The sequence below is a fragment of the Paraburkholderia sp. J11-2 genome, from assembly GCF_905220185.1.
GTDB lineage: Bacteria > Pseudomonadota > Gammaproteobacteria > Burkholderiales > Burkholderiaceae > Paraburkholderia.
Genome location: NZ_CAJMYY010000028.1, coordinates 99185 through 112048 on the forward strand (window position 1 = coordinate 99185; position 12864 = coordinate 112048).

Sequence of the window (12864 nt, forward strand, 5' to 3'; positions counted from 1 at the left end):
CAAGCCGGCCGCGGCCGCCAGGTTGATGTGAATCAAGCCCGATGGAACGCGCGTATGGACAATCTGTGTGCCAAAGTGCGATCACGACGCATCGCGTCAGTGCCTCATCCCCGACACAGGCTTCGATGAACGCTGGCCCCTCGCCCTCAGAGCGCCATGCAGATGGCGAACCGGCTACGCTGCAAACAGACGGGCGCCTCGCGCCACGTGTGGCGAGGCTCGTCGGCGTTGCGCCCGGGCAAAATGCGCGCGCGCGGGCTGCCTGGGCAGTCGGTCTCCTTTGTTTGTTCGTGCTGGTGCTCGTAGTCGTCCATGCCGGGTCACTCGAACGCAGTCTTGCGCTCGCGCGCGCAGCGCGCCCGGGCTGGCTGTTGATCGCTTTCGCGGCCCAGGTCGCAACCTACGTGAGCGCCGCGCTCGTGTGGCGCCAACCGCTTCAGGATTCCGGCAATGCGTTGCCGATGCGCGTGCTCGTACGTCTTGGCATCGTGAAGGTCTTTACCGATCAGGCGCTGCCGAGTGCAGGGCTTGGCGGAAGCCTGATGGCGATTCGCGGGCTGCTGCGCCACGGCATCCCGCGCTCAATTGCGTTGACCGCACTGTTGTCGAGCCTGCTCTCGCGCGACATCGCTTTTTTGATCGTCGTGTTCGTGAGCGCCGCGATCCTGTGGCTGCATCACGCCGCGGGCACCACGCTTTTCGTTGGCATCGCGGTATTCCTGCTGGTGCTCCTGCTCGTCCCTGCCTTTCTGGTCGCGTTGCGTCGGTGGAACGGCGATCCGCGCGTCGCGGTGCTCGGCAAATGGCTTCATCTTTCGCGCCTGATTGAATCGTTTCGCGAGGTCCCGCTCGATCTCCTGCTGAACCGACGCCTTCTCACGCGCATGGTCGCCCTGCAACTTGCGATCTTTCTGCTCGATGCAGGCACCTTGTGGGTGTCCCTTGGCGCCGTCGGCGCCCCAACGCAGTTCTGGGTGGCGTTCGCGAGCTTCGCGGTCGCCTCGATGGCGGCGACCATCGGGCCTGTTCCCGTCGGGCTCGGCACCTTCGAGGCGACATCGGTCGGCATGTTGAAGCTGCTGGGTGTGCCGATCGAAGCGGCACTCGCGGCCACGCTGTTACTGCGCGGTTTCACATTCTGGCTGCCCATGCTTCCCGGCTTCTGGCTCGCCCGCATCGAGTTACGCGCGGGCCGCCACAAAGCGTCGGCTCGGCACGACACGCCGAGCCATTAACCTGCGCGGCGCGCGCTCCTGCGGGATTCCGAACCCTGGGCCCACCGCGAATTGATATGAATCAATTGTTTCGGCCTTCAACTGACATAGCGTTCCGATACTGGCTTGAAGGGTGGCAACGTGCCTCGCCTCGGCCCGTGACGGAGAGGAACATGTCATCAAGCTGGAATCGCTTTGACGTGATCGTCATTGGTTCGGGAATCGGCGGCCTGGCTTGCGCCGCCGCCCTGGCGCGATGTGGTAAAGCCGCCCTGGTGCTGGAACGGCAGCACGTCGCCGGCGGCCTGACCCAGTCATTCAGCCGCGACGGCTTTCAGTGGGACGTAGGTCTTCATTATCTCGGCGAGATGGGTCCCGAAGGCGAAGCGCGCAACGTGCTCGACTGGCTCACCGGCGGGGCCATGACGTTCGCGCCACTAGGCAACGCCTACGATATCGTCCATTTCCCCGACAATTTCACCGTGCCGTTCACACGCCCGAGGGCTGCGCTCGAGGGTGAACTGAAATCCCGATTCCCCGATTGCACGACAGAGATCGACGCGCTTTTCGCCGCACTCGATGAGGCCGTCCATGCAGGAAGAGCCCTCTTCACACGCAGAGCGCTATCGGGATTGCTCGGTGATATTTATGGACTCTGGCACAGTCGCGCGATTCACAAGTGGTGGGGCCGCACCACCGCCGGCGTGCTCGCCGATCTCGTGAGCGATCCGCGACTGCGCGCCGTCCTTCTCGCGCAACAGGGAGACCATGGCGGCACGGACCCTGCAAAAACCAGCTTCGGCATACATGCTGTCGTGATGAACCACTACCTGAACGGGGCATGGTATCCGGTGGGCGGCGCAAAAGTCTTCGCCGACACGCTTGTGCCCATCATCGAACAGGCTGGCGGCGCGATCAAACTCGATACCCGAGTGGAGGCGCTGCGCATCGAGGACGGAGAGGCAACAGGCGTGGTGCTCGATGATGGAACCGTATTGCAAGCCCAGGCGATCTTCTCTGATATCGGTGCGCACAATACGGTTGGCTTGTTGCCGGCAGAACTGCAGGAGAGTGCCTGGGCGAAAGAAATACGCTCTTTCCAGCCCTCGGTCAGCCACGTCACGCTGTACCTCGGGCTCGAAGGGGATATCGGCTCGCATGGGGCATCGGCATCGAACTACTGGTTCCACGAAAGCTGGGGGACGAGCGATGGCGTTTGGCGAATTTCAGATCAGGCCACGTCTGCTCCCGTGCTATTCGTCTCTTTCCCCTCGCTGAAAGATCCGGAGAGCCCTTCTCGCGGCCATCAACGGCACACGGCGGAGGTCGTTGCGCTCACCGACTGGGAGCCATTCGCGCGCTGGTCCCATTCCACGCTGCAAGACAGACCCGGCGAATACGCGGCATTGAAGGCGGTGATCGAGCAGAGTCTGCTTGCGCAGTTCGCGCGCCATTTCCCTGAACTGGCGCCGATGGTGGCGTTCCATGAAGTCTCCACCCCGTTGAGCCTGGCGGCCTATTCGGGAGCGTATCGAGGCGCAAGCTACGGGCTCGAAGTCAGCCCTCGGCGATTCCTTTCGGAGAGTTTGAATGTCCGCACACCCATTCCGCGACTGTTTCTTGCCGGACAGGATGTCACGAGCCCCGGGGTTACGGGGGCCATGATGGGTGGCGTAATCGCCGCCGCGTCGATTGCGAACCAGATCTATTCCCATCTCCGTTAGACAAACTGACTCAAGCAGCCGATCGCCGCCCGCGGTGTGCGGCGAATGAGAACGCGGTGGCGTGCGGGCCGCATACAGATTGATAAAGATCAATGCTTCCTGCAGCCCCCGTTACATAGTGAACAACTTGAGGCCGACCACAAGGCGCCTTCCCGGCGCCCTCAACTTCGCATTCCCACCCGGTTGGCGGAGCCTGTCACGGAGCCTGCCATGGAACCCGCCACGCGACGCAGCGCGATACAAGTCATATTGAGCGAACACAGGCGCCTTAGGAGCGTCGTTCACGGCATGCTTCGGGTGACCGATCGCATGGCGTCTAATGCCGATTCATCGGGCCCAATGCTCATGCGCGCGATGCTCTACTACATACACGAATTCCCCGAGCAGATTCACCATACGAAGGAAGAACGATATCTGTTCGCACGGCTTCGCGAGCGTACGAACGACCTTGACCCCACGATCGAGGAGCTTGGGCGCCAGCACGAGGAAGGCGAGCGGCGTATCCAGGCACTCGAACGCTCTCTCACGCGGTACGAACTGGAGGGCGCCAGCGCCTTGCCCGCGCTGCGTGGCGAAGTGACCGCCTATGCCGAGTTCTACGCCAATCATCAGCATCTTGAGGAGACCGTGATCCTGCCTGGCGCGCAGCGCTATCTGACACTAGCCGACTGGGTGGAGATCGACGAGGCATTCGGCACAAATCGCGATCCATTTGAGAGCCTCGAGACCGAAGACAAGCTTGACGGCCTTTATGCGTTGATCGTTCAGACGATGCCTGACACGCAATCCTGAATGCTGAAACGCCGACCGTGGCGAACATCGCGATGGCAAGCCGTTCGCGTGACAGGGTCCAGAATGCGCGCGAGGTTCTCTAACATGGGTTTCTGCCCTTACCGCTGCGTATTGACGCTCACTCTCCTGCCGGTGTCGCGAGCGCCAACGTGACAGGGGAACGGCCTTCGAACCCGGCCGGCAACTTTACTGATGGCCACCACGTATATTGCCAGCTACGCCACCCGCGACACCGCCGATAATCGCGCCGGTCAACGCGTCGCCACCTGCGATCGCCGCAATGCCGGCGCCGCCGGCCGCTCCGATCGCCGCTCCGCTCATCGTGCCCTGCTGACGAGGAGTCATATCCGTGCAGCCGACGATCGCAACCAGGGTTCCCATACCTACTAACCATCCAAAGCGTTTCATGATCAGCATCCTCACTGACTCTTGTTCAGGCCGGGCAAGACCATTTGAAACCAGAGGGTTTCAATCACCGGGTGCTGGATCATTGCAGGATTCGAGGCGTAGTAGTTGTCCAGCCCCTGGCGCACGCTGTCGAGCGTCTGGCCCTGCATGCCCTTGCCAAAGCGCAGCGAAATATCGCTGTTGCTCCCACTATTGCCGGCGTAGGCACGCTCGACCTCGAGCAGATTGGCGATGCCGACGAGGTACGCTTTCTTTTCAGCTTCCGAGGACGCCGTCCACTGCTGCCCCGTGACAATGGGAACAGTCTGTGCATGAGCGACATCGCCCAGCATTGACAGAGGCAGGAGACTCAGAGACAACAGAGCTCGCCATTGCGGTTTGGTTGCCATCACTCACTCCATGAATATTGTCATGATGTCCGCCGCCAACTTAATCGGACCACCTTGATTGTGTTCTCAGGCCTAGATGTCGGTGTATCTTGTTCCAAACATTGCCGTGCAACGCACGCGCCTGCACCAGGCGCTGCTCATCGCGTCCGCCCGCATTTTTCGTTTCGACCTTACCATTGATACAGCCTGTTTGCTAACGATGCTCTGATTCATCAATTAGCAAGCATTGGGCATGCGATGGCTAGTGGCGAATCATCCAGATTCATCATCTGGGCACCTCATGAATATTGCGAAATACGAATAGATCACTAAGTATACAACCCTGCCATCTGTTCAAGAATAGATCAGAAACTCAATGAAACGTACATTATTGATTCGAGAATTCCGGCGCTCACATTGCGACAGGTCGAGTCTGAGAAAAAAGACAATAGAGCCAAACCGGTAGATCACCAGAAGCACTCGCTGTCCATTCTGCCCGCCTCGGTCGTCGGCCCGGTAGTCGGTGCAGGTATCGATTCGGTCCCATGCGACTTTGCCGTCGAATCGGGACCCTCTGCCGCTGCCACTATATGGCACATCGCTGGAGGCGCCCTGTACGGCAATACGCCAACCGCGATTGCCATCATGCGCCCCTAAGGTTTGCCGTCGGACGCAAGTTTAAGATAACGGGGAAGTGAAGAAATTTCAGCCTTCGCCAGCGGCTTGCTGTAGAGGAACCCTTGCGCGACCTCACAACCATGAGCATCGAGAAATGTCGCCTGCTCTATCGTCTCAACGCCTTCCGCAACGACCCGCTGCCCAAGGCAGCGTGCGATGGAAAGGATTGCCTTCACGAGCTCGGCATGACGCCGGTCGGAAGTGACGCGCTGAATGAACGTACGATCGATCTTGAGCGTATCAATAGGAAAACGGGTCAAATAACTGAGTGCGGAGTAGCCAGTGCCGAAATCATCGATCGCGATCGATAACCCCATATCCTCGAATGCCAGAAGCGCGCTCATGACCAAATCATTCTCCGCAAGCAGCAGGCTTTCGGTAATCTCAAACTCCAGCCACTGGGGTTGGCAGCCTGTTTCCTCGAGGATCTCTTTTATCACCAGCACCAAGTCGCGCGACTGAAACTGCCGTGCAGACAGATTGATCGACACCTTGTGCCGCACGCCTCCATCCGTATTCCATTCGGCGGCTGCACGACAGGCCTCGCGAAGCACCCATCGCCCGAGATCGACGATTAGACCGGTTTCCTCCGCAAGCGGTACGAACTGACCAGGCCGAACGAATCCCTCGCCGGGACGTTTCCATCTCAGCAATGCTTCCGAGCCGATGACCTCCGCACCCTGGAGCAACACCTGCGGCTGGTAGTGCAACTCGAACCCACCTTGATCGATCGCGCGGCGCAACTCCGACTCCAGCAACAGACGGGCGGTGGCCTCGATGGTCATGTCTTTCGTATAAAAACGAAAACCTCTGCGCCCTGAGCGCTTCGCCTGGTACATTGCCGAATCTGCATATCTCAGCAAATCCTTTGCATCCGTGCTGTCGTTTGGATAAAGCGCAATTCCAATGCTGCATGAGATGAACACCTCTCTCCCATCGAGCAGGAACGGCTCATCGAGCCGCTTGATGATCATCTCCGAAATCTGTTCGAGAATGCCGTGATCGCAAACCTCGGGCAGCAGAATGGCGAACTCGTCGCCCCCAACGCGGGCGACCGTATCGCCGGCACGCACGCAGTCGAGCAGACGACACGCCGCCTCGCGCAGCAATTCATCACCGACCGCGTGGCCCAACGTATCGTTGACACCCTTGAAACGGTCCATGTCGATCATCATGACGGCTGTAAAGCGATCGTCTGCACTGGTGGTCAGCGCCTCGCGCAACCGTTCGTTGAACAGGACGCGGTTCGGCAACGCGGTCAGCGAATCGAAATACGCCATGCGATGGATTTTTCCTCTGGACGCGTGAAGTTCCGAGATGTCCCGCCCCACGGCAAGAACCGTTTCCACTGTACCGTTCGCTCCCAACTCCGGCGTCAACCTGAGCAGGTGAGTGAGTTGTCTTCCGTCGGAAGCCTCCCAGGTCAGCTCGAACTCCCTGTCGCTTGCCGTTGCGAATACTTCCCCAAGTTGCCGCTCGTAGAGAACGGTACCTCTCCCCCCTGGGAACTCACTAGGCGACTTGCCGAGCAGCGCGTTTGCCCCTCCCCTGGTGAGCGAAGCGAAAGTCGGATTGACGTACAGGCGTCTGAAGTCCCCTCCGTAGCGGGCGACGGTATCGGGCGAGTTTTCAACGAGGGTTCTGAATTCGCGCTCGCGACGGGCCAGTCTTTCGTCGAAACGGCGCCGCTCAGTCATGTCTCTTGCCACGCCGAGCACGCCCGCTACCGCGCCTGCCGCATCGAATACCGGTAGCCGTCGAGTCTCAAGCAGCGTACGTTCTCCGGTCGCGGGTGCGACTACCCACTCTTCGTCGACGCAAACATGCATTGCGTCGATGGCCGCCTTGTCGCGCTCCAGGAAGAAGTCGGAAAGCTCGGCATCGAAAATGGCGTAATCGGTTCTCCCAAGAATTTCAGCTTTCGATTTACCAACAAAACGCTCGAAGCTCTGATTGCACAGCAGGAAAATTCCGGTCGTACTCTTTAGCCACACCATGTCGGGTATGGTGTGCAGCACGGTGATCAGCTGCGCGCGGGCCTCTGACAGTTCGAGTGCCTTGTCTTCAAGGCTTCTGTTGAGCAGAAGAATCTTCTCGTATTGCGCCCGCTGCTCGCACTCCGCCTGCTTACGTTCGGTAATGTCCTGAATCGCCCCGATCAAGCCAGCCTGGCGGCCCTGATCGTCGTGGAAAACGGCCTTGCTGAATTCCACGTCGCGCGCCTCTTGCCCCGCGTTCTGGACCTTGAATTCGTAGCGCTGAATCCCGCCTTGCGCGAAGAGTTCCTCGTCCTTGGCGAAATAGGTTTGCGCCAACGCGTGCGGGCTCGTCTCGAAGACGGTCTTGCCGACGAAGCGCTCCTTCGGGACACCCAGAAATCCTTCAAAGGCCCGATTCAGGTGCAGGTACCGCCCCTCTCGATCCTTTGAGAAGACGGGAATCGGGATGGTATCGAGCAACGATTCGAGGAACGACTCGCGCTCACGGAGTTTTGCCTCCGCGCGTTTGCGCGCAGTGATGTCGAAATAGACTGCAAGCACCCCGCAAGGGCCCTCCTGAACCGGATCGCTTATGAACTGCACCAGGTAGTGCGCGCGCTGCGGCTCGGGCAGGCCATCGAACGACAGTTCGAGTTCGCGCGCGACGCCCGTGTTAGCGACCTCCCGAATGGCGTCCACGTACTGCTGCAGCGCATTCGGCGACAACAATCCGGTTTCGGTACCCGACGCGCAGGAACCGCCAGATACATTTCCCAGCATCGCCAGGGCCGCGCTATTCATGTAGCGCCGTTGACCATGTGCGTCGTAGCGGATGACCGGCATAGGCAGGTCACTAACCGGCACGCAGTAACCGTTTCCGGCGTCCATCCCAAGGTTTTTCATGCTGTCAAAGAGACTGAGTGCCCGCATAACGCCATCGTCTACGCAGTCGTCCCCGGAATCGGCAACTTCCTCAACGCGCAACACGGCATGCTATCAGCTAAGTATCGGCCAGACACAAGAATTCTGAAGTGTCGATGGCAAGATGATCGTTTCGCTATCTGGATTGGAGGCGTCCTGACATCGGGTGAACGTTCTGTATTCCTTAACCGGATAGTCAAAAGCGTAGGCATCCGTTCTCTCGGGTCAGTTTCGGCTTCGCGATTTTTTTGGGCAGACAGCGACCGGATGAAGCGTCAACGAAGGCGTGCGGCCAGCCACAGATGCTGCGTGCGCTGCGCTGGGAATCGGGAGCACGTTCTGATTGCTATCTCACCCGCCGCCGGGTCACAACTTTCACGCTGAAAGATTCGGCGGGACGCATCCCGATATGCCATCTGCAATCCGCGCACACGGAAGGACCCGACTACCGAACCGGAAAAGCATAGAAGGCGGCGGTTTTCCCGGCCGACTCGTAGCGATCGCCCCGGTCGGATGAGTGGTTGCGATTGCAGCCGGAGCTGGCGCAATGTCGGGACCCATCGACACCCCGTGTACGATATCGATAGAGGCACGCAACGCGTCCCGGCATGCGGCTGCGGGTTCGATGGTCAAGGTAAAGGCCATGGAATGCTGATGACTATTCGCAGTATTCCGCGCCGCAATCGATTAGCACGCGCAGCAACGGGGTGCCGAAACTGTCGGAGAACGGAACGACGCGACCGTTAAGCAGGTCAGCCGCCGGCAGGGGTGTCTTGCGATCGTAGAGGGTAGCGACTCGCCTGACCTTCCTCAATCCTTGACAACGAGAAATATCGACACCACGTTCTCCAACTTCCCCGCCTGCTCCTTCAGCGACAGGGCGGCAGCTGATGCCTGCTCCACCAGCGCAGCATTTTGCTGAGTCACATGATCCATCTCCGACACGGCTTGATTGACTTGTTCGATATCCTTCGATTGTGCTTCCGACGCGGTGGTGATCTCGTTCATCAAGGCGCTGGCTCTCCTGACTGAATCCAGTATTGCCTCCATTGTGCCGATCGCGCTATCGGCTTGCCTCGCGCCCGCTTCAACGCGTTGTAGCGAGTCGGTGATGAGATCCTTGATTTCCCTGGACGCTGTTGCACTGCGCTGCGCAAGCGAGCGCACTTCGCTGGCGACCACAGCAAAGCCTCGCCCCTGCTCGCCTGCCCGGGCTGCCTCGACGGCTGCGTTCAGTGACAGGATATTGGTCTGAAAAGCGATGCCTTCAATGGCGCCAATGATTTCAGCGATCTTTCCCGATGAGTCGGAGAGGCCTCGCATCGTTTGCACGACTTCCTGCGTCGCCTGATTACCCCGTTCCGTGAGTTCCGCTGTATTCCTCACCACCTCGTTCGCCTGCTTCGCATTATCAGCATTCTGGCGCACGGTCGAAGTCAGTTCGTTCATCGACGCGGCCGTTTGCTCAAGCGACGCTGCCTGCTCCTCCGTACGTTGCGACAGATCCAGATTGCCGGCCGAAATCTCCTGAATGGCGGTTGTGATCGACCGTGATCCTTCTCGCACCGCACCGATTGTCCGAACGAGCTTGCTTTGCATCACATCCAGGCCCGACATCAACTGCCCCATCTCATCGCCCGAATGAACTTCCACTTCCGTCGTCAGGTCTCCCTCTGCAATCGCCTTGAAGTGGTCCAGTGCCCTTGCAAGGGGCAAGCCGATTGCCCGTTGCAGCGACCACCATGCGAAAACAGCCGCAGCCAGGGCAATCGCGATACCGATGATCGCTACTCCAACAAACCAGTGAAATCGTGATTGTGCGGTGTCAAACATCGCACGTGCGGTCGTGATCTGGATCGCGCCGAGCGCGTCCATGCCGTCGGACACGTCAATAAACAGTGAAGGCGGAAGGTTCTTCCATACTTCGGGAATCTTCGTGGCGTCGTGGGTTGCAATCGCGCTGAACATGAGGTCAAGCCCGTTTGCGACGAGTGCGTCGTATTTGCTGTTGACGTCCGTCGCGCGCTGTGCCTCTTCCGGACCCGAAAAAGGCAGCTCACGGTAGGCGTCCCATGCCTTCTTCGAGGTACCAAGCAAATCATGGGCCGTCTGGGTCTCCTGTTCAACTTCCGGACTGGCTGGATCGAGCGCGATGCGATACAGCCAAAGACGCGCCCTGGACAGCGCTACATTCGACTGACCCAAAGCCTCTGAAGAGGCCAGACGGCTGGCATACAGCTGCTTTACATCGCCGTTGCTCATCAGAACACCCATGACTCCCATGAGTCCGCCGATAACTAACAGTGCTGCAAGGAAGCCCATCGCCAACGCGAGGCGGGTGCGAATGCTGGCATTTTTGGTCATAGTGACAGTAGTTGGAGCAAGTGTTTGAACTCTGATGCGTGCGCTCGCGCCCGTTCAACGCGGTGCGGGATGCGAAGATCACAGGTATCACTAACGTCCAGAATCGCCATTGCATTAGGAGGGAATCCAGAAGAGACATTATTCACGCGTTATCTTGTAGTGATCTCTGCATGGTGATATAAGAAGGACGCGGAGCGCACAGGCAGAACCAGCGCGTTCAATGAACTAGGGCAACCGTGTCGCTGCCTGACTCGAACAGTGCATAGGGATGTTTGTCTCCCACGACACGTTCAATTAATTCAATGTGCTCTGGTGAATGTGTCTCTACGATCACAAGGACGTTTCCGCGTCGGACCGCTTCGACAAACTGCCTGTAACGCTCGCAGCTCTCGTCGATACCCAACGTGGTCGAGAGCCACTCTCCAAAAACCATTCCCACCAGCGTCAAGGCAAACACTGCGCTGCCCGCAATTGTTATGCCTTCGGGTGAGAGCAACATTGTGGCGAGTCCCGCAATTGTTCCGACAATTACGCCTGCAGCCATGCCGCGTGAAGTGATTGCCTTCAACTCACTCCCCTCGACCAGTGATGCTTCGGGCAACGCATCCATTTCGATGCGCTGATTCGCAACGACGCGAATATTGCGTCGCTTGATCCCGTGCTGCTCGATAGCGTCAACAAGGGAGCGCGCCGCCTCGGCGCCCGGGAGAAGGAAATACACTCGATGCATGGTTGCGCCTAGACTCGTCATGGGCTTACCTTCAGGGTAGCGACCAATTTCCGTGTTACGTTGATCTGGCTCAATCGAGATCATCGCGGCTTGCCGGACTGGCTTAGCGGCAAGTCGCGGCGTCGATGACAACCAGTTTCGCCCTGCAGGTCGTCCAGCACCATCCACAGGAATTGAGGGGCGTGGAGGCGCGCCTTGTCGGCGAACCTGCCGTGGCGCATCGGGCGCGTGTCTCGCCGACGTTCATCCCTCCATGAACTGCGACGCTGCGACCCGGCTGCGACTCAAGCGACGTTTTGCAGCGCTGTTGCGAGCCGGGCGCGAGGCGTCCCCTGCCGCAACTAGAACATCTGGCGCATGCCAATCGCTACACCGACGTTGTTGGTTCGACCGATCTTGTCGACATTGCCTGTGGCAGGGTTGGTCACGCCCGGATAGTCGGCGGCAAAAGCACCGTTGCCTCGCGCGAAATCCGCGGTGCCGTACACCTCGGTGTGCTTCGACAGCGAGTACTCGGCGAGCACGGTGGCCGAGTAGTTGATGCCCGACCCGAGCGTACCGTCGAGTCGTTCCGCATTACGCGTGTGACCGTAGTAGCCGGCCACTGTGATCAGCAAGGGATCGGTCACCTGCCAGTTGCCACCGACGTAAAGCGTGTCGTCGATACGGTTCGGGCTGCTGCCCCGAAGCGTCGGCGCACCGGCTTGCTGCATGTTGAGATCCGTTGTGCCGGTCTTGTCCTGACCGTGCAGCCAGCCGGCCAGCAGACGTACGCTTTTGGTGATCTGATAGGCGCTGCTCACATGCAGGAAGTTGACCTTTGCGCCATTTACCGAACTGCCGTTCAGTGACGAGACGGAGGTCTGCTGGAACCCTGCGTTGATCGACGCCGGCCCGCGCGAATACGTCAGTTCCACGCCGTACGTGCTGTCGAGGCCCATCGCGCCGGCATGGTTACCAAAGCCATAGATTGCGTCGATCGCCAGTCCGTTGGACGAGAACTTGTATTTGACAGAGTTCGGAACGGTAAGGTAGTCTCCGATTCCGTTGTACATCCAACTGTCTTGCCAATAGTCGCCAACTGTCATCGGGTCGAAGATATCGCCCATGGTGTCATAGAGAGGCGCGTACTGGTTACCGAACGTCACAGCGCCGAAATGGGCACTTGATAAACCGACGTACGCCTGCCGGCTAAACAGCGTATTCGGTACGTGCAGTTTCCCGTCACCAAGTTCGAAGCCGTTCTCAAGACGGAAGATCGCCGAGAGGCCGCCGCCCAGGTCTTCGCTGCCGCGCAACCCCCAGCGGCTGTGCGTTTCCGGACCGACCGTCATGCCGATCAGATCTTTCCCATCGGCTGCCGCGTTCGTCTGATAGCGGATTGCCGTATCAACAAGCCCATAAAGTGTGACGGAACTCTGTGCGAAAGCCGATGACGCTACAACGGCTAAAAGTGTGCCAATGGCGTGGGGAATAACGACTTTTTTCATTGGATTGGCCTCCCGGATCGATAGCTTTTTCGGCAGAGAAGACGAACTGCCAGTTGAACGATTGAATCGAGGCGGGAGCATAGTTCGTCATTTTTTGAACTTATATGGACCAATCTGGATTAACCATTTCCAGAATCAACAAGGATTGTGAAGGTCACGACGGCATCAACCGATAGCCCAGTAATCAGTCACGAGC

At 58.9% G+C, this 12864-nt stretch carries 10 protein-coding genes and 1 pseudogene; 3 read left to right on the forward strand and 8 right to left on the reverse strand.

Annotated elements, in window-relative coordinates; translation table 11 throughout:
• Window positions 1-125 precede the first annotated feature (125 nt).
• From U5A57_RS32115 to U5A57_RS32125, 3 genes are all read left to right on the forward strand, one after another.
• A complete protein-coding gene (locus tag U5A57_RS32115; RefSeq protein ID WP_321915706.1) occupies window positions 126-1235 on the forward strand; it encodes a lysylphosphatidylglycerol synthase transmembrane domain-containing protein in 1110 nt (369 codons plus the stop codon).
• Window positions 1236-1387: 152 nt separating this feature from the next.
• Complete coding sequence (locus U5A57_RS32120; protein WP_321915707.1) at window positions 1388-2938, forward strand: NAD(P)/FAD-dependent oxidoreductase; 1551 nt, start codon at window positions 1388-1390, stop codon at window positions 2936-2938.
• 210 nt (window positions 2939-3148) lie between these two features.
• Entirely contained in the window at window positions 3149-3730 is a 582-nt protein-coding gene (locus U5A57_RS32125; RefSeq protein ID WP_321915708.1) for a hemerythrin domain-containing protein, read from the forward strand.
• A gap of 186 nt (window positions 3731-3916) precedes the next feature.
• On the opposite strand, the gene U5A57_RS32130 is transcribed toward U5A57_RS32125, so the two are convergent.
• The 8 genes and pseudogenes from U5A57_RS32130 to U5A57_RS32160 form a co-directional block, all read right to left on the reverse strand.
• The gene (locus U5A57_RS32130; protein ID WP_321915731.1) at window positions 3917-4138 is read right to left on the reverse strand and encodes a glycine zipper domain-containing protein; all 222 of its coding nucleotides are present in this window, start codon (window positions 4136-4138) and stop codon (window positions 3917-3919) included.
• Between the two features lie 11 nt (window positions 4139-4149).
• Entirely contained in the window at window positions 4150-4527 is a 378-nt protein-coding gene (locus tag U5A57_RS32135) for a hypothetical protein (protein WP_321915709.1), read from the reverse strand.
• 40 nt (window positions 4528-4567) lie between these two features.
• The gene (locus U5A57_RS41720; RefSeq protein WP_415774684.1) at window positions 4568-4708 is read right to left on the reverse strand and encodes a Myb-like DNA-binding domain-containing protein; all 141 of its coding nucleotides are present in this window, start codon (window positions 4706-4708) and stop codon (window positions 4568-4570) included.
• 451 nt (window positions 4709-5159) lie between these two features.
• Window positions 5160-8093: an EAL domain-containing protein gene (locus U5A57_RS32140; RefSeq protein WP_321915710.1), complete on the reverse strand. Its 2934-nt coding sequence runs from the start codon at window positions 8091-8093 to the stop codon at window positions 5160-5162.
• Window positions 8094-8748: 655 nt separating this feature from the next.
• Window positions 8749-8877: pseudogene (locus U5A57_RS32145) on the reverse strand (IS481 family transposase); the annotation flags it as partial.
• Between the two features lie 17 nt (window positions 8878-8894).
• Window positions 8895-10448 (reverse strand): methyl-accepting chemotaxis protein, encoded by a 1554-nt coding sequence (locus U5A57_RS32150; protein ID WP_321915711.1) that lies wholly within the window; start codon window positions 10446-10448, stop codon window positions 8895-8897.
• 217 nt (window positions 10449-10665) lie between these two features.
• Window positions 10666-11262, reverse strand: a complete 597-nt coding sequence (locus U5A57_RS32155) for a DUF1269 domain-containing protein (protein WP_321915712.1) — start codon at window positions 11260-11262, stop codon at window positions 10666-10668.
• 257 nt (window positions 11263-11519) lie between these two features.
• Window positions 11520-12668: a porin gene (locus U5A57_RS32160; protein WP_321915713.1), complete on the reverse strand. Its 1149-nt coding sequence runs from the start codon at window positions 12666-12668 to the stop codon at window positions 11520-11522.
• Window positions 12669-12864: the final 196 nt, after the last annotated feature.